This window comes from Curtobacterium sp. ODYSSEY 48 V2 (assembly GCF_023712625.1).
Taxonomy (GTDB): Bacteria; Actinomycetota; Actinomycetes; order Actinomycetales; family Microbacteriaceae; genus Curtobacterium.
The window spans coordinates 100887-123092 of record NZ_JAMAXX010000002.1 but is presented as its reverse complement, the minus strand read 5'-3'; the positions used below and the strand labels follow the sequence as shown (position 1 = coordinate 123092).

Annotated in this window: 24 protein-coding genes and 1 tRNA gene; 10 read left to right on the top strand and 15 right to left on the bottom strand. The window is 73.1% G+C overall.

What is annotated here, in order from left to right:
• Nucleotides 1-32 precede the first annotated feature (32 nt).
• The 3 genes from M3666_RS03275 to M3666_RS03265 all read left to right on the top strand — a co-directional run bounded on the left by M3666_RS03275 (nt 33) and on the right by M3666_RS03265 (nt 3962).
• A complete protein-coding gene (locus M3666_RS03275; protein ID WP_251154654.1) occupies nt 33-1268 on the top strand; it encodes a Gfo/Idh/MocA family protein in 1236 nt (411 codons plus the stop codon).
• A gap of 203 nt (nt 1269-1471) precedes the next feature.
• Nucleotides 1472-2485 (top strand): LacI family DNA-binding transcriptional regulator, encoded by a 1014-nt coding sequence (locus M3666_RS03270; RefSeq protein ID WP_066655849.1) that lies wholly within the window; start codon nt 1472-1474, stop codon nt 2483-2485.
• An 82-nt stretch (nt 2486-2567) separates the two neighbouring features.
• On the top strand, nt 2568-3962 hold the full coding sequence (locus M3666_RS03265) for a PepSY domain-containing protein (RefSeq protein ID WP_251154488.1): 1395 nt from the start codon (nt 2568-2570) through the stop codon (nt 3960-3962).
• Nucleotide 3963: 1 nt separating this feature from the next.
• Here the strand turns inward: M3666_RS03265 and M3666_RS03260 are convergent, their stop codons facing one another.
• From M3666_RS03260 to hxlB, 3 genes are all read right to left on the bottom strand, one after another.
• Nucleotides 3964-4104 carry a hypothetical protein gene (locus M3666_RS03260; protein ID WP_251154487.1) on the bottom strand — a complete coding sequence of 47 codons (141 nt, stop codon included), beginning with the start codon at nt 4102-4104 and terminating at the stop codon, nt 3964-3966.
• A gap of 105 nt (nt 4105-4209) precedes the next feature.
• Nucleotides 4210-4848, bottom strand: coding sequence for a 3-hexulose-6-phosphate synthase (gene hxlA, locus M3666_RS03255; RefSeq protein ID WP_066658574.1), 639 nt, complete (start codon nt 4846-4848; stop codon nt 4210-4212).
• Nucleotides 4849-4924: 76 nt separating this feature from the next.
• The gene (gene hxlB / locus M3666_RS03250; protein WP_066655854.1) at nt 4925-5497 is read right to left on the bottom strand and encodes a 6-phospho-3-hexuloisomerase; all 573 of its coding nucleotides are present in this window, start codon (nt 5495-5497) and stop codon (nt 4925-4927) included.
• Nucleotides 5498-5695: 198 nt separating this feature from the next.
• On the opposite strand from hxlB, the gene M3666_RS03245 reads away from it, so the two are divergent.
• Together M3666_RS03245 and M3666_RS03240 are read left to right on the top strand one after the other, a co-directional pair.
• Nucleotides 5696-6436 carry a LuxR C-terminal-related transcriptional regulator gene (locus tag M3666_RS03245; protein ID WP_251154486.1) on the top strand — a complete coding sequence of 247 codons (741 nt, stop codon included), beginning with the start codon at nt 5696-5698 and terminating at the stop codon, nt 6434-6436.
• A gap of 294 nt (nt 6437-6730) precedes the next feature.
• Nucleotides 6731-7135 carry a hypothetical protein gene (locus tag M3666_RS03240; protein ID WP_251154485.1) on the top strand — a complete coding sequence of 135 codons (405 nt, stop codon included), beginning with the start codon at nt 6731-6733 and terminating at the stop codon, nt 7133-7135.
• Between the two features lie 177 nt (nt 7136-7312).
• On the opposite strand, the gene M3666_RS03235 is transcribed toward M3666_RS03240, so the two are convergent.
• The 5 genes from M3666_RS03235 to M3666_RS03215 all read right to left on the bottom strand — a co-directional run bounded on the left by M3666_RS03235 (nt 7313) and on the right by M3666_RS03215 (nt 10736).
• Nucleotides 7313-7840, bottom strand: a complete 528-nt coding sequence (locus M3666_RS03235; protein WP_209685591.1) for a GNAT family N-acetyltransferase — start codon at nt 7838-7840, stop codon at nt 7313-7315.
• Between the two features lie 3 nt (nt 7841-7843).
• A tRNA-Ser gene (locus M3666_RS03230) sits at nt 7844-7928 on the bottom strand.
• Between the two features lie 62 nt (nt 7929-7990).
• Nucleotides 7991-8935, bottom strand: coding sequence for an HAD family hydrolase (locus tag M3666_RS03225; protein WP_081985027.1), 945 nt, complete (start codon nt 8933-8935; stop codon nt 7991-7993).
• Nucleotides 8932-10200: a serine--tRNA ligase gene (serS, locus tag M3666_RS03220; RefSeq protein ID WP_209685589.1), complete on the bottom strand. Its 1269-nt coding sequence runs from the start codon at nt 10198-10200 to the stop codon at nt 8932-8934. The genes M3666_RS03225 and serS overlap by 4 nt, the downstream gene beginning before the upstream one ends.
• Before the next feature lie 74 nt (nt 10201-10274).
• Nucleotides 10275-10736 (bottom strand): MarR family winged helix-turn-helix transcriptional regulator, encoded by a 462-nt coding sequence (locus M3666_RS03215; RefSeq protein ID WP_251154484.1) that lies wholly within the window; start codon nt 10734-10736, stop codon nt 10275-10277.
• 60 nt (nt 10737-10796) lie between these two features.
• Between M3666_RS03215 and M3666_RS03210 the strand changes: the two genes are divergently transcribed.
• The gene (locus M3666_RS03210; RefSeq protein ID WP_066655875.1) at nt 10797-11162 is read left to right on the top strand and encodes a VOC family protein; all 366 of its coding nucleotides are present in this window, start codon (nt 10797-10799) and stop codon (nt 11160-11162) included.
• Between the two features lie 148 nt (nt 11163-11310).
• Nucleotides 11311-12393 carry a diacylglycerol kinase family protein gene (locus tag M3666_RS03205; protein ID WP_066658581.1) on the top strand — a complete coding sequence of 361 codons (1083 nt, stop codon included), beginning with the start codon at nt 11311-11313 and terminating at the stop codon, nt 12391-12393.
• 222 nt (nt 12394-12615) lie between these two features.
• Here the strand turns inward: M3666_RS03205 and pheA are convergent, their stop codons facing one another.
• From pheA to M3666_RS03180, 4 genes are all read right to left on the bottom strand, one after another.
• Nucleotides 12616-13590 (bottom strand): prephenate dehydratase, encoded by a 975-nt coding sequence (gene pheA / locus M3666_RS03200; protein WP_209685585.1) that lies wholly within the window; start codon nt 13588-13590, stop codon nt 12616-12618.
• A gap of 114 nt (nt 13591-13704) precedes the next feature.
• On the bottom strand, nt 13705-14730 hold the full coding sequence (locus tag M3666_RS17000; protein WP_307810456.1) for a bifunctional helix-turn-helix transcriptional regulator/GNAT family N-acetyltransferase: 1026 nt from the start codon (nt 14728-14730) through the stop codon (nt 13705-13707).
• Nucleotides 14731-14739: 9 nt separating this feature from the next.
• On the bottom strand, nt 14740-15195 hold the full coding sequence (locus tag M3666_RS03185) for a hypothetical protein (RefSeq protein ID WP_251154483.1): 456 nt from the start codon (nt 15193-15195) through the stop codon (nt 14740-14742).
• Nucleotides 15192-16676, bottom strand: coding sequence for a molybdopterin-dependent oxidoreductase (locus M3666_RS03180; RefSeq protein WP_251154482.1), 1485 nt, complete (start codon nt 16674-16676; stop codon nt 15192-15194). Before M3666_RS03180 ends, M3666_RS03185 begins: the two co-directional genes overlap by 4 nt.
• Before the next feature lie 21 nt (nt 16677-16697).
• On the opposite strand from M3666_RS03180, the gene M3666_RS03175 reads away from it, so the two are divergent.
• The 3 genes from M3666_RS03175 to M3666_RS03165 are packed head-to-tail and all read left to right on the top strand — an operon-like array spanning nt 16698 to nt 19488.
• The gene (locus M3666_RS03175) at nt 16698-18155 is read left to right on the top strand and encodes a glycosyltransferase family 87 protein (protein WP_251154481.1); all 1458 of its coding nucleotides are present in this window, start codon (nt 16698-16700) and stop codon (nt 18153-18155) included.
• A gap of 10 nt (nt 18156-18165) precedes the next feature.
• Nucleotides 18166-19245: a GTP 3',8-cyclase MoaA gene (gene moaA / locus M3666_RS03170; protein WP_251154480.1), complete on the top strand. Its 1080-nt coding sequence runs from the start codon at nt 18166-18168 to the stop codon at nt 19243-19245.
• A 12-nt stretch (nt 19246-19257) separates the two neighbouring features.
• Nucleotides 19258-19488 (top strand): MoaD/ThiS family protein, encoded by a 231-nt coding sequence (locus M3666_RS03165; protein WP_245172441.1) that lies wholly within the window; start codon nt 19258-19260, stop codon nt 19486-19488.
• Nucleotides 19489-19495: 7 nt separating this feature from the next.
• Here the strand turns inward: M3666_RS03165 and M3666_RS03160 are convergent, their stop codons facing one another.
• Genes M3666_RS03160 through modA form a run of 3 tightly spaced genes read right to left on the bottom strand, consistent with a single transcriptional unit; the run spans nt 19496 to nt 22190 of the window.
• Nucleotides 19496-20518, bottom strand: a complete 1023-nt coding sequence (locus M3666_RS03160) for an ABC transporter ATP-binding protein (protein WP_251154479.1) — start codon at nt 20516-20518, stop codon at nt 19496-19498.
• A complete protein-coding gene (locus tag M3666_RS03155) occupies nt 20515-21324 on the bottom strand; it encodes an ABC transporter permease (protein WP_251154478.1) in 810 nt (269 codons plus the stop codon). Before M3666_RS03155 ends, M3666_RS03160 begins: the two co-directional genes overlap by 4 nt.
• Before the next feature lie 32 nt (nt 21325-21356).
• Nucleotides 21357-22190 (bottom strand): molybdate ABC transporter substrate-binding protein, encoded by an 834-nt coding sequence (gene modA, locus M3666_RS03150; RefSeq protein WP_251154477.1) that lies wholly within the window; start codon nt 22188-22190, stop codon nt 21357-21359.
• Nucleotides 22191-22206: the final 16 nt, after the last annotated feature.

The window sequence follows — 22206 nt, the reverse complement described above, 5'->3', positions numbered from 1 at the left end:
CTCGGCGACACGTCCCCCACCTCGGAAGGTCACTGATGATCAGCATCGGAATGGTCGGAGCCGGCCAGTTCGCGCCCCAGTTCGCCAAGCTCTTCAAGATCCACCCGGACGTCGACCGGGTGTTCGTCACCGACGTGGTCGAGGGCCGCGCCGAGGACCTCGTCGCCGCCCAGCACCTCGACGGCACGCTCGAGGACTTCGACGCCGTGCTCGCCTCGGACGTCGACGCCGTCGCGATCTTCACCCAGCGGTGGACGCACGGTCCGCTCGTCGTCCGCGCCCTCCGGGCCGGCAAGCACGTGTACTCCGCCGTGCCGATGGCGGTCACCGAGGACGAGATCGCCGCGATCATCGAAGCCGTCCGCGAGACGGGGCTCACCTACATGATGGGCGAGACGAGCCACTACAACCCGGCGACGGTCTTCGCGCGGAAGCAGGTGGCCGAGGGCGCCTTCGGCCGGGTGTTCTACGCCGAGGGCGACTACGTCCACGACATGGACCTCGGCTTCTACGCCGCCTACCAGTACAGCGGCGGCGAGCAGTGGAAGCGCACTGCGAGCTACCCGCCCATGCTCTACCCGACGCACTCGGTCGGTGGCGTCCTCGGCGCGATCCCCGGACACGCGGTCAGCGTCAGCTGCATCGGCGTCAAGGACGACCGCGACGACGGCGTCTTCGACAAGGAGGTCAGCCAGTTCGACAACGACTTCTCGAACGCGACCGCCCTGTTCGAGCTCGACAACGGCGGTGTCGTCCGGATCAACGAGATGCGACGGGTCGGCTACCCGTCGCACCTCCGCGAGTCCCGCTTCCGGTACTTCGGCACCGAGGCCAGCTTCGAGCAGCTCGCGACGGTCAGCGTGTGGCAGGACAAGGAGGCCGTGCACGACGTCAGCGACCAGATCGACACCCGCCCGACGATGGAGCTCGACGACCCGCGTCTCGCCGACGTCGACCCGGCCCTCCGGGACGCGTTCGTGTCCGGCTACGCCCCCGTGCACGACGTCGACCGCCTGCCCGCCGAGTTCGACGGGGTGCCGACCGGGCACGAGGGCAGCCACCACTTCCTGGTCGACGACTTCGTCCGCGCGGTCGTCGACGGGACGCTCCCCCCGGTGAACGCCTGGGTCGCCGCCCGGTACACACTGCCCGGCATCGTCGCGCACCGGTCGGCCCTGCAGGGCGGCGTGCGGCTGCCCGTCCCCGACCACGGCGACGCACCCGAGCCCGCCATCAGCACCGTCTCGTCTAGGATCGCGAGCGAGTAGCCCGCCGCTCGGCGACGGACGGCGCCCGACCACGGTCGTCACCCGACGTCGGACGGCGCCCGACGACGACCGTCACCCGACGACGTCGAGGAGTCCGCGCGGGCATCCCGTGCGACCAGTGCGGCCCGGCCCCGTCCCGTGACGGCGCCGGGCCGCTCCCGTCGGCCCGAGCGGCCGACGGACCGACCGACGAAGGTGATCCCGTGACCGTACCGACCAACCCGAGGGCGGTCACCCGTGCGGACGTCGCCCGGTACGCAGGGGTGAGCACGTCGGTGGTCAGCTACGTCGTGCACGACGGTCCGCGCCCGGTCGCCGCGGAGACGGCTGCGCGGGTCCGCGAGGCCATCCGGGTGCTCGGCTACCGCCCGAACGCGAGCGCCCAGGCACTCCGCACCGGCTCCTCGAAGATGCTCGGCCTGATCGTGCCCGAGCTCGACAACCCGTTCTGGTCGGAGCTCGCGGTGGCCGTCACGCACGCCGCGGCGGCCCGGGGGTACGACCTCCTCATCGCGAACAGCGACGGGGACGCCCAGCAGGAGCGGGAGCGGCTCCGCACGCTGTCCGCCCGGCAGGTCGACGGGATCATCGTGACGAGCATCATGACGCACCCCGACCTGTCGTCGACGACCGACCCCGGCATCCCGATGGTGCTGCTCAACACCTTCTTCGAGGTACCCGAGTACGCGAGCATCGGCGTCGACGCCCTGCGCGGCGCCCGCGAGGGCACGCAGCACCTCGTCGACCACGGCTACCGGGAGATCGGGCTCGTCATGGGGCACACCGGGTCGATGGAGCTCCGCGAGCAGGGGTGGATGCAGGCCCTGCGCGCGGCCGGGCTGCCGGACGGACCGATCGTGCGCTGCTCGTTCGACCGCGCCGGCGGGTACGAGGCGGGCCTCCGGATGTTCGGCGGCGGCACCGGACCGCGCGCCGTCTTCGTCAGCTCCGACCTGCAGGCCGTCGGACTCCTGCGCGCCCTGTACGAGCTCGGGCTCCGCTCCCCGGACGACGTCGCCGTGGTCTCGTTCGACGGCGTGGCGGAGGCCGACTACACGAACCCCCAGCTCACCGTCGTCCGGCAACCCGTCGAGGCGATGGCCGCGGCCGCGGTCGACCGGGTGCTCGCGCGGGAGGACCCCGACGACCATCACCTCGACCTGGTGCCGGCGGAACTCGTGCTCGGGGCGAGCTGCGGCTGCGACGTGCGACGCTGACGTTCTACGTCTTGTAGAGTGAACGCTCGTGCGGCACGGTGCCGCACCTCAGCCCGACAGCCCGACAGGACCCTGCGCTCCGATGCCCGTCACCGCCCCGCCTCCGTCCCGCGGCTGGTTCGCCCAACTCCTCCTCCGTTTGCACTTCACCGCCGGGCTCTTCGTCGGCCCGTTCGTCCTGGTGGCGGCGCTCTCCGGCGCCGTGTACGCCGTCGCACCGTCCGTCGAGCAGGGCGTGTACCGGCAGGAGCTCACGGCGCCGTCGTCCGCGCCTGCGCTCCCCCTCGCCGACCAGGTCGCGGCCGCCGAGCGCTACGTGGCCCGCCACCACCCGGACGACACCGTCGCCGAGGTCCGCCCGGCCCCCACGCCCGGCACCACCACGCGCGTGATGTTCACCGAGGAGGGCCTGCTCGAGTCCCAGACCCGTGCGGTGTTCGTCGACCCGGGCGACGCCGCGGTGCGCGGGGACCTGCCGGTCTACGGCACGTCGGGGTCGCTCCCCTTCCGCACCTGGATCAGCACCGTGCACCGCAGCCTGTTCCTCGGCGACGTCGGGCGGCTCTACAGCGAGACCGCGGCGTCGTGGCTCGGCATCGTGTCGCTCGCCGGCATCGGCCTCTGGGCGTTCCGCATCCGGCGCGCACGGCGGAAGCGCGACCTCGTGCTGCCGGACAACCGTGCGACCGGGTACCGGAGGACGTTCTCCTGGCACGCCGCGACGGGCGCGTGGGTGCTCCTCGGCGCGCTCTTCCTGTCGGCCACCGGCATCACCTGGTCGCACTTCGCGGGCGACAACGTCAGCGCGCTCCGCTCGACGCTCAGCTGGCAGGCGCCGACGGTCGACACCGCACTCGACGGCTCGTCGGCGACGTCGGGCGGGGGGCACGCCGGGCACCACGGCGGTGGCTCGATGCCGATGGGCTCCCCGACGACGACGCCCGAGCAGTTCGACGAGGTGCTCGCGGTCGCCCGCGACTCCGGTGTCCGCGCGGCCGAGGTCCGGATCCGTCCGCCGGCGGCCGCCGACACGGCGTGGACCGTCGAGGAGATCAAGCTCAGCTGGCCGGTCGCGATGGACGCGGTCGCGGTGGACCCGGGCACGATGACGGCGGTGTCGCGGGTCACCTGGGCCGACTACCCGCTCATGGCGAAGGCCGCCAAGCTCGGCATCAACACGCACATGGGCGCGCTGTTCGGCCTGGCGAACCAGGTCGTGCTGCTGCTCGCGGCGCTCGGGATCGCGGCGATGGTCGTGTTCGGCTACCTCATGTGGTGGCAGCGGCGTCCCACCGGCGCGCGTGCGGGTCGCGCGCCCGCCGCGGGTGCGCTGGCCAGGGCTCCGTGGTGGGGCACCGCCGCGGTCGTCGTCGTCGCCGCCGGCCTCGCGCTGCTGCTGCCCGTCGTCGGGGTCACCCTGCTCGGGTTCCTGCTGGTCGACGCCCTGGTCACGACGTTCCGTCGGCCGCGCCGCTGAGTCAGCGCACGCCGCCGACGACGGCCGTCCAGACGATGAAGGCGGCAACGACGGGAGCCGCGGTCCAGACGCAGATGGCCAGGATCCGCTTGCCGCGGGGAGACTTCGGGGCCCAGCCACCGCGGCCGGAGGGCATCGTCATGGACCGGACCGTACTCAGGTCCGCTGGTGGGTCGCCGTGCCGGCTGACGGACGGGAGGCCCGTGGCGGTGTCGCCACGGGCCTCCCGTCCGTCGGGTGGTCCGGATCAGGCGGAGGCGGGCTCCGAGATCGCGTCGCGGAGCGCGGACGCGGCGGCGGCCACGTCGTCGGCGCTGTAGATCGCGCTGCCGGCGACCGCGATGCGGGCGCCCGAGGCCTGCACGGCCTCGATCGTGTCGGTGGTGATGCCGCCGGCGACCGAGAACGGGACGCCCGAGGCCTCGCCGTCGCGCAGCAGCGTCTCGAAGGTGAAGCCCTCCTCGGCCTGCTCGTCGAGGCCGGCGTGCATCTCGACGAACTCGGCACCGAGCGCGACGACCTCCTTCGCGCGGGCGGCCTTGTCGGGCACGCCGATCAGGTCGACGACGATGCCCTTGCCGTGCGCCTTCGCGGCCTTCACGGCACCGGCGATGGTGGAGTCACCCGCGACGCCGAGCACGGTGACGAGGTCGGCACCGGCCGTGAAGGCGATGTCGGCCTCGAGCTCGCCGGCGTCCATCGTCTTGAGGTCGGCGAAGACGACCTTGTCCGGGTGCGCCTCCTTGATCGCGGTGATCGCGGAGAGGCCGGCGCTCTTGATCAGCGGCGTGCCGAGCTCGATGACGTCGACGTACGGCGCGGCCTTGCCGGCGAGGTCGAGGGCGGCCTCGGTGGTCAGGGTGTCCATGGCGAACTGGAGCTGCATGGTGGTGTCCTTCCGGTGGTGGTTCGTGGGGGTCTCGGTGGCGCGCTCGGGTGGCACCGGCGGCGTCACGGTCGGTTCACTCGAGGTTGGCGTGCCGCGGCCACAGGTCGTCGGCGGAGTGCCCGCTGCGCTGCCAGAGCGCGTGGAACAGGGCGTCCCCGAGGAGCGCGACGCCCTGCTCGAACAGGCCGCCCGCGTACTGCGCCGAGGCCGTGCCGGAGCGGTCCGTCTTCGTGGCGGCGGGCAGGACGAGCGTGGTGTCGGCGACCTCGGACAGCGGGGAGTCGTCCGTCGTGCTGACGGCGAGCACCTGCGCACCGACCTCGGTCGCGGTGCGTGCTGCCTGCACGATGCCGCCGGTGGTGCCCGAGCCGCTCGCGACGAGCAGCAGGTCGCCCCGCCGGATCGCGGGCGTCGTGACCTCGCCGACGACGTGCACGTCGAGCCCGAGGTGCATGAGGCGCATGGCGGTCATCCGGAGCGCGAGTCCGGACCGTCCGGCGCCGTGCACGAAGACGCGCTCGGCGTCGGCGAGCAGGTCGAGGGCACGCGCGAACGGTGCCTGGTCGGCGCGGCGGACGGTCGCGATCAGCTCCTGGAGCTCGTCGCCGATCACTCCGAGGGCGTCGGCGGTCGTCGTGGTGGCCATGACTCCGATGCTCCTCGCGCGGGGTCGATCGCGCCGCTGCCCGGGCAGGCGGTCCACCCACCCGATCGGGTGGGACCGTCCGTCCGGGTGGGACGGGTACGTTCGGTCCTCGTGGAGACGGAACCGGACGCACCAGCCAGCCGGATCGCGGCGTCGGAGCACGCCCGGACGGTTGCGGAGCAGGCCGACCGTCACGCGTTGACCCTCGAGTCGGTGCTCGCCGCCCTGCGCGCGAACCGCCTGTCCGACGCCGCCGCCCGCGCCGAGGCCGTCGAGATCGCCTCGGCCGCACTCGTCGAGCTCCGGACCGTGACCGACCGGCAGCGGAGCACCCTGCTCGAGCCCGTCACCGGGGCGTTCTCACGGCTGCGGGCCGACCTCCGCCCGCTGGTCCGGTTCGGTGACCTCGACGTGCAGTTCGTCGAGCCGCCGGCGACCGGCAGGGCGCTGCCCGGAGACGTCGCGCACAGCGCACGAGCGATCGTCCGCACGGCCGTGCTCGCCCTGGTCGACGGCGGGGTCGCCCGACGCGTCCGGATCCAGTGGGACTGCGACGGGCGCAACCTGCTCATGCAGCTCCGGGACGACGGTGCCGGCACCCTCGACACGCACGACGATGCCGTCCGCCCGATCGCCGAGCGGGTCGTCGCCCTCGACGGCACGATGCACGTCGACTCCACGCCGGGCTGGGGCTCGACCCTGGACATCTCGCTCCCCCTCGACCCGGCGCCGGGCGCGGCCGACCTGCCGGAGGACACCGACCTGACCGAGCGGGAGCGCGACGTGCTGCGGCTCGTGGTGACCGGCGTCGGGAACCGGGAGATCGCCGAGGGGCTCGGGATCAGTCCGAACACGGTCAAGTACCACGTGGCGAACCTGCTCCGGAAGCACGGTGCCCGCACCCGTGCGGAGCTCGCCGCCCTCGGCGCCCGCCCCTGAGCGCTGATCGGCGGGCGTGGGGCGCCTCCGTGTCGAACCACGTTCCCGACATCGAACCAGCTGCCCGGGCTGGTTCGACGTCGGGATCGTGGTTCGACGGCGGGATCGTGGTTCGACGGCGGGATCGTGATTCGACGGCGGAATCGTGGTTCGACGTGCGCGCGCACAACCGGGAGCACGTCGCGCCACGTCGTTCCACGGCGCGACGTGCTCCCCGTTGTGCAGCGTGCAGCGCGAGGCGTGCAGCGTGCAGCGTGCAGCGTGCAGCGCGAGGCGGCACGCTAGGCTGCCCCGATGACAGCGGGGGCGACGGTCGGCACGGACGAACGGTCGGGGTGGACGCGACCGGGCTGGGTCGCGCTCTACTGGGCGACCGTGGGGCTCGGCGTCCTCGGCGGGGCCTGCTCGTGGCTGTGGCTGTTCCTGGCATCGGAGGAGGCCACCCGCGGCGCGACCCCCGACCGATCGGGAGCGAACCCCGGCATCCCCCTCGGACTCGTCGGACTCGTCGTCGGCCACGTGGTGGGGTTCCTCCTGCTGCTGATGGTGGCGCGCCTCGCTCGCCACGGCGGGGCGTCGGCGGCTGGGTTCGCGGTCCTCGGGCTCGTGATCGGTTCCGGGGTCGGGCTCGCGTGCTCGCTCGCGCTCACCGGCGGTGCGCTCGTCGTGCCGTGGCCGGACGCTCCGTACACCCCCTGACGACTGCGCACTGGCTCGACATCGGGGTCGTGGTTCGACACGCCCGCGCACAACGGGGAGCACGTCGCGCCACGTCGTTCCACGGCGCGAGGTGCTTCCCGTTGTGCAGCGGGCAGGGGGCAGCGGGCGCAGCGGGGGCAGCGGGCACCGCGCGCGTTCGGCTCGGGCGTCCGCGCGTCAGGCGTCCGGCGCGAGCACCTGGAACATGACGTGGTCCCGCCACTCGCCGGCGATCCGGATGTACTTCGGCGCGAACCCGTACCGCTCGAAGCCGTTCCGCTCGAGCGCCCGCTGCGAGCCGGTGTTCTCCGGGAGGGTCTCTGCCTGGACCCGGTGCAGCCCGAGCTCCCGGAACGCGTGGTCCACCGCGAGCCCGACCGCACGGGTCGCGTGCCCCTGCCGCGTTCGGTCGGCACGGACCCAGTACCCGAGCGCACACGACTGCAGGGCGCCACGGGTCACACCGCTCAGGGTGATCCGTCCGAGCAACTCGTCGTCATCTCCCACGATCACGAAGGGCACCGAGCCGTTCTGCGCGGCGGCGAGCAGGACACCGATGGTCGCGCGCTGCCCGGCCTCGGTGAAGTAGCTGTCCGGCCGCGTCGGCTCGAACGGTCGCAGGTGATCGGCGCTCGCGCGGACGATCGCGGCGAGCTCGGCTGCATCGGACAGCTCGATCAGTCGGAGGCGGGTCCCGGTGCTCATGTGCGGAGGGTGTGGGATTCGAACCCACGAGACATTGCTGCCCACCTGTTTTCAAGACAGGCTCCATCGGCCGCTCGGACAACCCTCCGTGACGCGACCACGTGGCGAGACGTGATCGCGTCCCGGGCAGTCTAGCGAACCTGCCGTCCGTCAGCGCGGCAGCGCGTCGAGTGCCGCGGCGAGCCCGTCGTCGGTGACCCCGCCGGTCAGCTCGTTGCCCGCGTCGACGACGTCGTCCGGGGCCTGCCCCATGACGACTCCGCGGCCCGAGGTCGACGCCCAGCGCAGCATGTCGATGTCGTTCCGCCCGTCACCCGCCGCCATGACGCGGGAGCGTGGGATGTCGAGCCACTCGCGGACGCGCTCCATCGCGGTGGCCTTCGTCACGCCCTCGGGAGCGATGTCGAGCCAGGACGTCCAGCCGACCGAGTACGACACCTTCTGCAGCCCCATGCGCTCGACGACCTGCAGGAAGTCCTCGGTGTCGTGTCCCGGCGAGATGACGACGACGCGGGTGGCCTCGGTCCCGAGCAACTGCTCGAACGGCACGTGCTCGCCGGCGACGGTCATCGTGTCGTCCGGGAAGTTGCCGGAGAGCAGGAAGTGGCCGGTCTCGTCCTCGACGCCGAACGCCGCGTTCGCGAGCGCACCGTGGATGACCTGCAGGACCTCGGTCGGGTCGAACCGCTCGACGTGGACCCGGCGGTAGGACCCGTCGTCCTGACGGGCGAGGGTCAGCGCACCGTTGGCGCACACGACGTACTTCGACCGGAGCCCCAGGCGTTCGAGCAGCGGGATCGTCATGCCCTCGCTGCGTCCGGTGGAGAGCATGACCTCGTGCCCGGCGGCCTCGGCGTCGCGGACGGCGTCGATCACCGTGTCCGTGATGACACCGTCCTCGCGCATCGTCGTGCCGTCCACGTCGAGCGCGACGAGCCAGCGCTTCGTCCGCGGAGAAGTGGCAGCACCACCGGCAGCACCACCGGTGGCACCAGCGACAGCGCCGCCGGCAGCGACCGAGCCCGAGCCGGACGCACCGGCGCCGGAGCCGCCGCCCTGCGCCGACCCGTCGACGAACCGCTCGTGCGCGCTCATCGGGGCTCGATGACCTCGACGCCGCCCAGGTACGGCCGCAGCACCTCGGGCACGACCACCGACCCGTCGGCCTGCTGGTGGGTCTCGAGGATCGCGACGATCCAGCGGGTGGTCGCGAGCGTGCCGTTCAGCGTGGCGACCGGCGCCGTCTTCCCGGTCGACGTGCGGTAGCGGGTGTCGAGGCGACGGGCCTGGAACGTCGTGCAGTTCGAGGTCGACGTGAGCTCGCGGAAGGTGCCCTGCGTCGGGACCCACGCCTCGATGTCGTACTTGCGTGCGGCGCTCGTGCCGAGGTCACCGCCGGCGACGTCGATCACGCGGTAGTGCAGGCCGAGGTCCTGCATCATCGACTCCTGCATCGCGACCAGGCGCTGGTGCTCCGCCTCGGCCTGCTCCGGGAGCACGTACGAGAACATCTCGAGCTTGTTGAACTGGTGCACGCGGAGGATGCCCCGGTTGTCCTTGCCCGCGGACCCGGCCTCGCGCCGGTAGCAGGTCGACCAGCCGGCGTAGCGGATCGGGTCGCCCGACTCCGGGAACGACAGGATCTCGTCGGCGTGGAACCCGGCGAGGGCGACCTCGCTCGTGCCGGTCAGGTAGAGGTCGTCGGCCTCGAGCCGGTAGACCTCGGCCGCGTGCTCGCCGAGGAACCCGGTGCCCGCCATCGTCTCCGGACGCACGAGCGTCGGCGTGATGAGCGGCTCGAACCCGTGCTCCACGGCGCGGTCGAGCCCGAGGTGCATGAGAGCGATCTCGAGCCGGGCGCCCAGGCCGCGGAGGAAGTAGAAGCGCGATCCGGAGACCTTCACGCCGCGCGGGATGTCGATGATGCCGAGGTGCTCGCCGAGGTCGGCGTGGTCCTTCGGCTCGAAGGCGAACTCGGGCTTCGTGCCGACGGTGCGCAGCGTGACGAAGTCGTCCTCGCCGCCCTTCGGCACGTCCGGCAGCACGACGTTCGGGATCGTACGGACCACCCGGTCGAAGGTCTCCTCGGCTGCGGTGACCTCGGCCTGGGCCTCCTTCACGCGTGCGGCGAGCGCCTGCGCCTGCTGCACGAGCGCGGGCTTCTCGTCCTTCGGGGCCTTCGCGACGGTCTTGCCGAACGCGTTCTGCTCGGCGCGCAGCGCCTCGAACGACGTGATCGCAGCGCGGCGGGCGGTGTCGGCGGACACCGCGTCGTCGACGACGGAGACGGAGGCGCCGCGCGCCTCCTGCGAGGCCTTGATGAGGTCAGGGTTGTCGCGCAGGAGCTGCAGATCGATCACCGGATCATCCTAGAGGGAGCGTGTGACCGCCGGACGGGAGGCCCGTGGCGGCCCCGCCACGGGCCTCCCGTCCGTCAGTCGGTCACGGCACCCGACGGGACGTCACGCAGGGCGGCGACCATCCCGCGCAGCAGGCGGAAGGCCGCTGCGCGGCCCGCCTCGTCGAGGTCCCGGGTCATCCGGAGCTCGACCTGCCGGACCGCCGCACTCGCCGCCTCGCACTGTCGCCGTCCGGCCGCGGTGAGCGTGGTGGGGAGCACCTTGCCCGTGGTCGGGGTGGCCGGCCGGGTGACGATGCCGTCGCGCTCGAGCTGCTGCAGGAGCGTGTTCATCGACTGCCGGGTGACGAAGGTGCCGCGCGCGAGGTCGGAGTTCGACATGCCGGGGCGCTGGGCGAGCAGTTCGAGGCACGAGTAGTGCGTGACCGTCATGCCGAGGGGACGGAGGGCGTCCTCCATGGCGGCACGCAGGGCACTGGCGGCCTCCTTCAGGACGTAGCCGACCGAGCTGTCGAGGTCGATCCGCGCTTGACGCATGTCAGGAGTCTGACACATACTGCTCGTGTCAGGCATCTGACACAGACGAAGGAGCACACCATGCCCGCCACCGGGATCGACTTCACCTCGCTGCAGGTCCGCGACCTCGACGCCTCGCAGGCGTTCTACGAGCGGTACCTCGGACTCGTCCGCTCTCCCGCCGGCCCGCCGCACGCCGTGGTCTTCCAGACCGAGCCGATCGCGTTCGCGCTCCGCGACCTCGTACCCGGGACGGACCTGTCCGCCGGGCAGCCCGCGCTCGGCGTCGCACTGTGGTTCCACGCGACCGACGTCCAGGCGATCCACGACGCGCTCGTCGCCGACGGGCACACGATCGTGACCCCGCCGTTCGACGGCCCGTTCGGTCGGACGTTCACCTTCGCGGACCCGGACGGCTACCCGGTCACGCTGCACGACCGGCGCTGAGCCGGACGGGCGGGCCACCGACTCGGGCGGTCGCCGATCATCGATGCGCGCGGTCGTGCGCCGGTACGGCCGGTCGGGTTGCCGACCCGGGCGGTCGCGCGCCGACCCGGCCGGTCGCTCGCAGGCGTCCGTCGGTAACGTCGGCAGCATGTCGACACCATCGGAGACCGCGCCCGCGGGCCAGGACGCCCTCCCCACCGAGCAGAAGACGGCCGCGGTCGTCTACAACCCGGTGAAGGTGGACCTCGAGACCCTGCAGCGCACCGTCGCGGAGCACGAGCAGGAGGCCGGCTGGGCCGAGACCCTCTGGTTCGAGACCTCGGAGGAGGACCCGGGCGGCGGCATGGCGAAGGCCGCGCTCGACGCCGGAGCCGACGTCGTCGCAGCGGCCGGCGGTGACGGCACCGTCCGTGCCGTGGCCGAGATCGTGCACGGGTCCGACGCCGTGCTCGCCCTGCTGCCGAGCGGCACCGGCAACCTGCTCGCCCGGAACATCCCGGCGCCGATCGACGACCTCGGTGCGAGCGTCCGGACGATCTTCCGCGGCGAGGACCGCCCGATCGACTTCGGTGAGCTCGAGGTCGAGCGCGAGGGCGGTGAGCGCGAGCAGTTCGGCTTCGTCGTCATGGCCGGGCTCGGGCTCGACGCCCGGATGCTCGCCAACACGAACGACGACCTGAAGAAGAAGGTCGGCTGGCTCGCCTACGTCGACTCGCTCTTCCGGTCGCTCCGCGACGCCGACGCCTTCGAGTTCCGGTACCGGCTCGACGGCGAGGGCAACCAGTCCGTGCGCGCGCACTCGCTCATCGTCGGGAACTGCGGGATGCTGCAGGCCGGCGCGACGCTCCTGCCGGACGCCGAGATCGACGACGGTGTGTTCGACATCGTCGTGATGCGGCCCCGCGGGTTCTTCGGGTGGGTCCGGATCGGCGCCCGGGTGTTCTGGGAGAACGCGATCCTGCGCTCGTTCCGCCGCTCGAAGATCGGGCAGACCCAGGTCGGCAAGCGCATCGCCACCGCGGCCCGCGACGAACGACCGCTGCGCTACATCCGCGGTCAGGAGTTCGTGGCGCGGCTCGAGCGTCCGGACGAGTTCGAGATCGACGGCGACCCGGTCGGCGAGGTCGTGGCGTTCAAGGCGCGCATCGACACCGGTGGGCTGCGGGTGCGCGTCGCCGGACCGCAGGACCAGACCCGCAACACGCGCCGGGTCGAGAACGCCCACAGCTGACGCGGGCCCCCTTCCGGCGGGAGTGCGCCTGCTGGGACGGAGAGCGGCCCGCACAACCGGAGGCACGTCGAACCACCGAAGAGCGTGGTGCGACGTGCCTCCGGTTGTTCGGCGGCACGTCGCGCCACTGCCGGACCAGCCGCTCCGCCGGGCTCGGCCGCGCGCGCCAGGCTCGGGCTCGACGTCGGGCTCGGCCGGGCTCGGGCTCGGCCGGGCTCGGGCTCAGCCGGCCTCGGGCTCGGGCTCGACGTCGGGCTCGCCGGAGACGATCGCGCGGAGCCAGTCCCGCGCCTCGACGAACGCCTCGTCCGAGTAGCGCGCGGAGACCTCCGGGCGGAAGCCGTCGGCGCGCGGGTACGACCCGAGGAACGTCACGCGGGGGCTGAACCGCCGCAGACCGAGCAGGGCGTCGGCGACCCGCTCGTCGTGCACGTGTCCGTCGAGGTCGATCACGAACCGGTAGCGCCCGAGCTCGTCGCCGATCGGCCGCGAGGACAGCAGCCCCATGTTGATGCCCCGCGTCGCGAACTGCTCGAGCATGTCGACCAGGGCGCCGGGGTGCTCGCTCGGCAGCTCGACGATGACGCTCGTCTTGTCCGCTCCCGTGCGCTCCGGGATCGCGAGCGTGCGTGACACGAGCACGAAGCGGGTGACCGCCGAAGCGTTGTCGCCGATGGACGACGCGAGCACCGCCAGGTCGTGGTGGTCGGTGATCCCCGGCGGGGCCACGGCGGCGTCCGCGACGGGGTGCTCGTCGAGCAGCGCGGTCGCGGCGGCGACGTTCGACGACGCCGGGATGTGCCCGTGGCCGCGCAGGTTGGTCTCGAGCCAGCGGTGCGTCTGCGCGTACGCGACCGGGTGCGCGTTCACGGTCCGCACGTCCGACAGGGCGGTGCCGTGCCGGGCCACGAGCACGAAGTCGACGGGCACGAGGTACTCGCCCACGATCCGCACGCCGGGGATCCGCGCCAGGGCGTCCTGCGTGGCGCTGACGCCGCCGTCGACGCTGTTCTCGATCGCGATCACCGCTCCGACCGACCGTCCCGTCACGACGTCGTCGAGCGCCTCGCCGACGTTGTTCACGCTGCGCCACGGCTTGCCGGCGGCGGCCTCGACGAGCTTGAGCGCCGCCTCGGTGAACGTACCGGCGGGTCCGAGGTAGGAGTACGTGTCGGACGGCGTGGCACGGTCGGTCATGCGCCAGATCCTACTGGTGTACCAGTCACCCGCGACGCGAGCAGACCGACCAGACCGGCCGAACCGACCAGGCCGACCGAACCGACCAGGGCGACCAGGGCGCCGGCCCGGACGTCAGGACCGGACGAGCATCGTGTCCGAGTCCCCGTTCCGCCCGACCGTCCGGAACCCGGCCCGCTCGTACGCGATCCGCGCCCCGGTGTTGCCGTCCTCGACGCTGAGGCTGACACCCGGCCAGCCCGCGGCCCGGCCGGCGTCGAGCAACCGCGCGAGCAGCGCCGTGCCGATCCCCCGACCCCGCCCGCGCGCCTCGACGGCCATCGTGAGTTCCGGGACGTCCTCGGCCACGAACCCGTACCCGGGGTCGTCCGCCGGCAGGAACCGCGCCCACGCCACCCCGACCGGTCCCTCGCCGTCCACCGCCACGACGCCGTGGTCGCGGGCGGGGTCGAAACCGACGAAGTAGTGCGCGAACTCGGGGCGGTCGAGGTCGGCGTCCACGAAGGACGGGGCCTTCCAGTTCATCGCCGCGAGCGTCGCGTGCCGGAGCAGCCCGGTGTCGTCCGCAGTCGCGTCCCGGAAGAGCACCCCCGCCGGTGCCGCAGGCGACGCACCCGTCAGACGCTCCTCGCACAGCACCTCGCCGTCGGACCGCGGGTAGGTCAGCGCCGCGAACCGCCCCTCGGGGTCGAGCCGCCCGAGCAGCGCCCGCGTGATGCCGTCGAGCTGCCGGACCTGCTCGTCGCTCAGCGCGTCGATGACGAAGCGTCGGGCGGTCCGGACGTGGTCGGGCGCCGCCGCGACGATGGCCGCGAACCCGTCGTCGGTCAGTCGGACGTCGGTGGCTCGGCGGTCGTCGACCGAGGGGCACCGGGTGACGAGCCCGCGCTTCTCGAGCCGCGACACCACGTGCGACAGGCGCGGCAGGGACGCGTTCGTCGCCGCGGCGAGCGCCGACATCCGGAGCGTGCGCGACTCGGTCTCCGACAGCATCGCGACGACCATGTAGTCGAAGTGGGTCAGATCGGCGTCCCGCTGGAGCTGCTGGTCGAGCGCGGCCGGGAGGAGTTCCATGACGGCGACCAGCTTCATCCACGCGCGGAGCTGGTCGCGCGTGAGCCAGGGCGTCTCGTCCGTCATGCACTCATGCTAGCCATTGGTTGTCGATGCAACCAGTGGTCGTGGGGATCGTCGTGCACGGACGACGCCGACCACGAGTGCGACCACGACGACCGCGAGCAGCAGCCCCTCGACGACGAGCAACCGCGCGGTGTAGTCGAACGGCAGCACGGTCGGGTTCTTCTGTCCGTGCTGCTTCGCGGCGATCTCCGGGAGCACCACCAGGGCGAGCACGCTCCCGAGCACCACCGCGGTCTGCACGACGACGAGCACCCCGGCGCCGAGCGTCCTGCCGGTCCGACGGAGCAGGAGTCCCGCTCCGACCACGAACGGCGACAGCACGACGTCGTGCAGCACGACCGCGCCGAGCAGCCACGTCGCCAGGCCCCAGATGCGGTTCGGTCGGACGGTCGTGACGAGCACGTACGCACCGAACGCCATCACGAGCACGCCCACGACGACGAGCACGATCCTCGCGGCCCTCATCGGATCACCTCGATCTTCCCGATCCACTTCGTCTGCAGCACGCCGGGTCGTCCCGGCGCGATGACCCGGGCGGGGAACCCGTGGTCCAGGTCGAGCGTCTTCCCGTTCACCTCGAGCGCGAGGAGCGTCGTCGGGTCGGACGCGTACTCCGGGCCCATCTCGGTGACCCGGTACCCGCCGCTCTTCTCGAGGCTCGTCATCCGCAGCGCCGACGCCGGGTCGGCCTGCACGGAGGCGAGCAGGTCCCGCATCCGGACACCCCGCCACGACGCCACCTGGCTCCACCCCTCGACGCACGAGATCGGCAGGTCCGCGGTGGCGGTGCCGAGCGCGACGAGCTCGGCGCGGGAGAACGTCCGCGTGACGTCCGGACCGACCACGGTCAGCGTCCAGTCCGCCGCGGTCGCCGTCGCCAGGACCCCGGCGGCGCGAGCGGTGCGGTTGACCGGCAGGTCGTCCGGTCCGATGTACCGCTGACGGGCACCGAACACGTTGAGCGGTTCGAGCAGCCGGTTCGACTGTCCCGCGGTGAGCGCGACGACGCCGACGGTCGCCGCCGTCACACCCGCCACGAACCCGCGGCGGGCGATCCGCTGACGGGGTCCGGGGAGCGCGTCGTCGTGCTCCGGCCGGGAGGCGCGACCCGCCTCCGCCCCGCCGGCGCCGTCCCCGAGACTCGGCTCCGCGGACGTGTTCGCGGTCCCGAGACCGCGAACCTGTCCGCCAGGGCGAGTCTCGGCGGCGCCCGCCGGCGCAGCCGGCGCAGCCGGCGCAGCCGGCGCAGCCGGCGCAGCCGCGCCGTCCACCCACCGCAGCAGGCGGCCGGTCAGGCCACGGGGGTACGCCCCGGCCGTCTGCTCGGCCGCGGGGCGTCCACCCACGGCGGGGCGGGCCTCCCGGCCGTCCGGCAGCAGCTCGCTGCCCACCGTCGGGTCCGCGACGAACCGACCCTCGGCGTCGTAGGCGTCCCGCGCCCGCCAGTAGCGCGCGATCACGGGCAGCTTCGACGCGATGTGCACGACGAGCGAACCGATGATCAGGTACGACATGGCGTAGTGGACCTGGCGGAACGGGAACGGCCACGGGTACCACTGGTACGTGTTCAGCAGGCCGGTGCCGACCTGCACGATCGACGCCGACACGAGCACCGCGATCGACAGCCGCTCGAGCAGGTGCAGGACCCCGCGCACCGGCGGGACCTGGGCCAGCGCGGGCATGACGACGTTCAGCTTGGCGAGCAGCAGCGGGATGATCGCGATGCCCGCGGTGATGTGCAGGCCCTGCGTGAACTGGTAGAGCTGCGTCGGCCGGGTCGGGAAGCGCATCCACGGCAGGGGGTCCTGCAGCAGGTGGCTGTAGACGCCGGTCCCGAAGCAGACGACGAACGCGATGCCGAGCAGGCGACCCCAGACGACGGCCGAGCGGGCGTTGCGGTTCGGGGACGCCATGGTCGCGCGTGCGTCCAGCAGGACCCGGCGCACGATCGGTAGCCTCGGGGAACCATGAGCAGACGACCGCGCGCCGCCTCCGTCCCGACGACCGCGGTCGTGTCGACCGTCCTGTCCGTCGTCGGCGTGCTGGCGCTGGCGGGTGTCATCGCCTTCGGCATCACGCATCTGGGGTTCCTCCGTGCCGGTCATCGTGCACCATTCGTTGCCTGGACGCTCATCGCTTGGGCGGTCTTCGCGGGAGCAGTGGTCGCCGTGCGGTTCGTGCCCCGCGAGTGGACGACCCGGATCGTCCTCGGTGGGGCGGTCGTGGTCGGCATCGCGGCGCTCGTCGGCCCGCCGAACACCAGTACCGACTCTGCCCGGTACGCCTGGGACGGCATCGTGCAACACGCCGGCATTTCACCGTACGCCCACACGCCGCAGTCGAACGCGCTGGCCGACCTGCGTCCGGACTGGCTGTTCCCGGACAAGATCGACGGCACCTGCAAGCCGCTCGAGCCGCGGATGCGCGGGCTCGGCGACGGAGCCGACGGGCACTGCGTCGCCATCAACCGGCCGGACGTGACCACGATCTACCCGCCGATGGCGCAGCTGTGGTTCGCCGGTGTGCGCGCCTTCGTGCCCGCGACCGCGCAGTACATGCCGTTCCAGGTCGCGGGACTCCTCGTCTCCCTCGGCGTCACGATCGGTCTGGTCGCGGTGCTCCGTCGCGTCGGCCGCCCGACCTGGTGGGCCGCGCTGTGGGCCTGGTCGCCGCTCGTCGCGTCCGAGGCGGTCACGAACTCGCACATCGACGTCGTCGGTGCCGCCCTCGCCACGGCGGGCGTCGTGCTCGTCGCCTTCGGTCGGCCGATCTGGGGCGGGATCGCCCTCGGTGCGGCGACGGCCACCAAGCTCATCCCGGCGATCGTCTACCCGCCCCTGCTCGGCCGGTGGCGGTACTGGTGGGCGGTCCCCGTCGGCATCGCCACGTTCGCGCTGCTCTACGTGCCCTACGTGCTCACGACCGGCGTGAAGGTCCTCGGGTACCTGCCCGGCTACCTGTCCGAGGAGGGCTACGAGGACGGCTCCCGGTTCGCCCTGGTCTCGTCCGTGATCAAGGGCGATGCGGCGACGATCGTCGTCGGGCTCGTGGTGCTCCTGGCCGCCGTGGTGTCCTGGCGCCTCGCGGACCCCGCACGGCCGTGGTCCGCCGAGGTGTTCATGATCGGTGTGACCTTCCTCGCCGTGACCCCGCGGTACCCCTGGTACGCGCTGCTCCTCATCCCCTTCGTGGTCCTCTCGGGTCGGTGGGAGTGGATGGCCCTGAACCTCGCCATCGCCCTGCGCGGGGTCTGGCCCTCGGCGCCCGCGTTCCGGTGGTGGCTCCTCGCCGCGGTGCTCGTGATCGTGGTCGTCACGCTCGTCCGCACCCGGCGCGAGGACTGGGTGCGCTGGGGACGACGACTCGACCCCCGTGGGTGGCGGTCCGTGGACCCCCGCACCCGCGACCGCATCGACGCGGGGTAGCATCACGGGGATGACGGCGCGGATCCTGCCCTCGACCGGCCTGCTGCGCCGGGTGCGCAGCGAGTCGCCGGCCATCCCTCCTCGACCCGTCGACGACCCCGGGCTCGTCGACCGGTTCGCCCGGCGCGCCGTCGACCTGCGGGTCTCGCTCACCGAGCGCTGCAACCTCCGATGCACGTACTGCATGCCGGCGGAGGGGCTGCCCGTGATCCCGTCGGACGCACTCATGACGGCGGCGGAGATCGACCGTCTGGTCGGCCTCGCCGCCGGCACCCTCGGCGTGCGCAAGGTCCGCTTCACCGGTGGTGAGCCGCTCCTGCGCGCCGACCTCGTCGACATCGTCCGTCGGTGCTCGGCCCACGACGTCGAACTGTCGATCACCACGAACGCGATCGGCCTGGCGAACCGCGCGCAGGCCCTGGCGGACGCCGGACTGCGCCGCGTCAACGTCTCGCTCGACACCGTCGACCCGGACGTCTTCGCCGAGGTCACCCGGCGCCCGTTCCTCGACCGCGTGCTCGAGGGCATCGCCGCCGCGGCGGACGCAGGCCTCGGGGTCAAGGTCAACGCCGTGCTGCTCCGCGGGGTGAACGACCACCTCGCCGTCGACCTGCTCGCCTGGTGCCTCGAGCGCGGGCACGAGCTGCGCTTCATCGAGCAGATGCCGCTCGACCCCGGGCACGCCTGGGACGGCGCCACCATGGTCACGGCGGAGGAGACCCGCGCCCTGCTCGGCGAGCACTACCACCTCGAGCCCGACGAGGCGCCGCGTGACGGCGCCCCCGCCGAGCGGTACCGCGTGTCGACGCTCGACGGCGAAGCGCTCGGCACCGTCGGTGTGATCGCGAGCATCACCGAGTCGTTCTGCGCCGACTGCACCCGCACACGCCTGACCGCCGAGGGACACGTGCGCTCCTGCCTGTTCTCGGACGACGAGGTCGACCTGCTCGGCCCCCTGCGCGCCGGCGCCGACGACGACGTCCTGCTCGACACCTGGCGACGCGCGATGTGGGCGAAGCCGCGGGACCACGGCGACGACGCGGACGGGATCGTGCACCCGTCCCGCGGCATGAGTGCGATCGGAGGCTGACCGGTGACGACGATGCGGTTCTTCGCCGCGGCCCGCGCGGCCGTCGGCCAGGACGAGACCACGGTGGCCGCGACGACGCTCGATGCGGCACTGCGAGGTGTCACGGCGGCAGATCCGGACCGGTGGACGGCGTTGCAGGAGCGGTGCTCGTACCTCGTCGACGGGGTCACGACGCGCGACCGCTCGACGTCGCTCGACGGCGTCGCGACCGTCGACGTGATGCCCCCGTTCGCCGGCGGCTAGGCCACCGTCACGCGGGCGCGGCGACGCTGACCTCGTCCGGGTCGACAGCGACCCGCACGGCCACGCCCGGCTCCAGACCGAGGGCCGCGGCCGACGCGACGGTCACGTCGGCCACCAGGTCACCCGCGTGCACCCGCACCAGCCCGTCACGCGGTTCCACCGCGGTCACCGTCCGTGCCAGCCCCGGCCCGTCACGGCGCACGCGCGCCGCGGTCGGGTGCAGGGCCGCGACCGCGGGTCGGCCGGGAGGCACGGTGTGCGTCGCGGACGCCAGCTCACCGCCGCCGTCGAGCGCGATCCCGGTCGGCGTGGCCGTCCCGGGGACGAGCACCAGTCCGGAGAAGGACGCCGAGAACGGCGTGCGCGGTTGCCGGAGGACGGCCTCGGTGCGCCCCTCCTCGACGACGCGGCCGTCCTCCAGCACGACGACGCGGTCGGCGAGCGTGACGGCCTCGAGCGGGTCGTGCGTGACGAGGAGGGTCGGGCGGCCGCGCAGGGCGGCGCGCAGGGCCGCGCGGACCTCGGTGCGGGCGTCGACGTCGAGCGCCGTGGTCGGCTCGTCGAGCAGCAGCAGCGCGGGCTCCGTCGCGAGGGCACGGGCGACCGCGACACGCTGCGCCTGCCCGCCGGACAGCGTGGTCGGTGACCGGTCGGCGAGACCCGACGCACCGACGGCGGCGAGGGCCGTGGCGGCGCGGTGCCGTGCCTCCCGGCGACCTGCCCCGGTGGCACGCGGACCGAAGGCGACGTTGCCGACGACCGTGCGGTGGGCGAAGAAGTCCGGGCGCTGTGCGACCAGGCCGACCCGGCGGCGGTGCGTCGGCACGGACGTCAGGTCGCGGCCCGCGAGCACGACGCTGCCGTCGCGCGTGCGGAGGAGGCCGGCGAGGGCCTCGACGACGGTCGACTTGCCGGCGCCGTTCGGCCCGACCAGCGCGACGCACTCGTCGAGGCCGATCGTCAGGCGCACGTCGACGTCCCGCTCGGGCACGAGCACGTGCGCGACGAGCCCCGCTCCACCGCCCGTCACGTCGTCACCGGGCGGGTGCGCACCGTCGTCGTCCCGATCACGACGAGGGCGACCACGACGAGGACGAGCGCGAGCGCGACGGCGGTGTCCGGGTCGATCTCGCGCTGCAGGTAGACCTCGAGCGGGAGCGTCCGGGTGACCCCCTGCAGGCTGCCGGCGAAGGTGAGGGTGGCGCCGAACTCGCCGAGCGCCCGCGCCCCGCAGAGCACCAGGCCGGAGGTGATGCCCGGGAGCACGCGCGGCGTCGTGACGGTGAGGAACGTCCGGGTCGGTCCGGCGCCGAGCGTGGCGGCGACCCGTTCGGCGCGACCGCCGCCGGTGCGGAGCGAGCCCTCGATCGACGACACCAGGAACGGCATCGACACGAAGACCTGCGCCGTCACGACCGCCGTCGTGGTGAAGGCGATCCGGAGCCCGTGCTCGTCGAGGAACGCGCCGAGCACGCCGAGCCGCCCGAAGGCCGCGAGCAGGGCGAGACCGCCGACCACGGGCGGGAGCACGAGCGGCAGGAGGACGAGCGCACGGAGGACCCCGACCCAGCGGGAGGTCGAGCGGGCGAACAGCACCGCCAGCGGGTAGCCGAGGACGAACGCGGCCCCGGTGGCGGCGGCCGCGGTGCCGAGGCTCAGCCCGAGCGCGGTGGTCGACGCGGGTGCCGTGACCAGGGCGACGAACGACGACCAGTCGACCCGACCGACCATCGCGGCCACGGGCACGACGACGAACAGGCCGCCGAGGACCGCGGGGACCGGGAGCCACCACGGCACGGGGGTCCGCTGGTGGCGCTGGGGCGTCCTGCTCGTCATCGTCCTGGTCGTCCGGTGCATCGCGGTCGTCGTCAGGGTGCGCCGAAGCCGGCGTCCGTGAGCACCTTGCGTCCGGCGTCGGAGCGGACGAACGCGGCGAACGACGCGGCGGTCTCCGGGTTCGCGGAATCCTTGAGGACACCGATCGGGTACGTGTTCACGGCCTCCGACGACTCCGCGAACGGGACGCCCTCGACCTTCCCCCCGGAGCCCTCGACGTCGGTGACGTAGACGAGCCCGGCGTCGGCCTGCCCGGACTCGACCTTCCCGAGGACGTCGGTGACCGACTGCTCCTCGCTCACCGGTCGGAGCTCGACGCCCGCGGCCCGCTCGACCTCCGCCGTCGCCGCACCGCACGGCACGGGGGCGGCGCAGGTGACGACCTGCAGGTCGGACGCGGTGAGGTCGCGGAGGTCCGCGACGCGCTCGGGGTTCCCGGGCGCGACGGCGATCTCGAGGGTGTTCGTCGCGAAGTCGCGGGGCCACCCCGTCGCCAGGTCGGTCGTCGCGAGCTTCGCCATGGTCGCCTCGTCGGCGGAGGCGAACACGTCGGCGGGGGCGCCGTTGCGGATCTGCGAGACGAGGTCGCTCGAACCGGCGAACGAGAACGTGACCGTGGTCCCCGGGTGCCGCCGCTCGTACTGCTCCCCGAGCTCCGTGAAGGTGCGCTGGAGCGAGGCGGCCGCGAAGACCGTGATCGACCCGGTCGGGCCCGTGCTGCCCGTGGCGGTGCCGCTCGCCGAGGTGCCCGTCGCGCTGCTCCCCGTCGCGCCGCCGTTGGCGGGCCGGGTCGTGCACGCGGCGAGGCTCGTCCCGACGGCGACCACGAGCGCGATCGCAACAGAGGTTCGCAGGAGCGTCTTCACGGGGCGATCCTAGCCG

What these genes read in the sequence shown, in the direction of transcription:
- M3666_RS03210 (WP_066655875.1), top strand. Translation starts at nt 10,797, where the DNA reads ATGCCCGCCACCGGGATCGACTTCACCTCGCTGCAGGTCCGCGACCTC.
- M3666_RS03215 (WP_251154484.1), bottom strand. Translation starts at nt 10,736, where the DNA reads ATGCGTCAAGCGCGGATCGACCTCGACAGCTCGGTCGGCTACGTCCTG.
- M3666_RS03155 (WP_251154478.1), bottom strand. Translation starts at nt 21,324, where the DNA reads ATGACGAGCAGGACGCCCCAGCGCCACCAGCGGACCCCCGTGCCGTGG.
- M3666_RS03165 (WP_245172441.1), top strand. Translation starts at nt 19,258, where the DNA reads ATGCGGTTCTTCGCCGCGGCCCGCGCGGCCGTCGGCCAGGACGAGACC.
- pheA (WP_209685585.1), bottom strand. Translation starts at nt 13,590, where the DNA reads ATGACCGACCGTGCCACGCCGTCCGACACGTACTCCTACCTCGGACCC.
- M3666_RS03260 (WP_251154487.1), bottom strand. Translation starts at nt 4,104, where the DNA reads ATGACGATGCCCTCCGGCCGCGGTGGCTGGGCCCCGAAGTCTCCCCGC.
- M3666_RS03240 (WP_251154485.1), top strand. Translation starts at nt 6,731, where the DNA reads ATGACAGCGGGGGCGACGGTCGGCACGGACGAACGGTCGGGGTGGACG.
- M3666_RS03175 (WP_251154481.1), top strand. Translation starts at nt 16,698, where the DNA reads ATGAGCAGACGACCGCGCGCCGCCTCCGTCCCGACGACCGCGGTCGTG.
- M3666_RS03235 (WP_209685591.1), bottom strand. Translation starts at nt 7,840, where the DNA reads ATGAGCACCGGGACCCGCCTCCGACTGATCGAGCTGTCCGATGCAGCC.
- moaA (WP_251154480.1), top strand. Translation starts at nt 18,166, where the DNA reads ATGACGGCGCGGATCCTGCCCTCGACCGGCCTGCTGCGCCGGGTGCGC.
- hxlB (WP_066655854.1), bottom strand. Translation starts at nt 5,497, where the DNA reads ATGGCCACCACGACGACCGCCGACGCCCTCGGAGTGATCGGCGACGAG.
- M3666_RS03185 (WP_251154483.1), bottom strand. Translation starts at nt 15,195, where the DNA reads ATGAGGGCCGCGAGGATCGTGCTCGTCGTCGTGGGCGTGCTCGTGATG.
- M3666_RS03225 (WP_081985027.1), bottom strand. Translation starts at nt 8,935, where the DNA reads ATGAGCGCGCACGAGCGGTTCGTCGACGGGTCGGCGCAGGGCGGCGGC.
- hxlA (WP_066658574.1), bottom strand. Translation starts at nt 4,848, where the DNA reads ATGCAGCTCCAGTTCGCCATGGACACCCTGACCACCGAGGCCGCCCTC.
- M3666_RS17000 (WP_307810456.1), bottom strand. Translation starts at nt 14,730, where the DNA reads ATGACGGACGAGACGCCCTGGCTCACGCGCGACCAGCTCCGCGCGTGG.
- M3666_RS03205 (WP_066658581.1), top strand. Translation starts at nt 11,311, where the DNA reads ATGTCGACACCATCGGAGACCGCGCCCGCGGGCCAGGACGCCCTCCCC.
- M3666_RS03265 (WP_251154488.1), top strand. Translation starts at nt 2,568, where the DNA reads ATGCCCGTCACCGCCCCGCCTCCGTCCCGCGGCTGGTTCGCCCAACTC.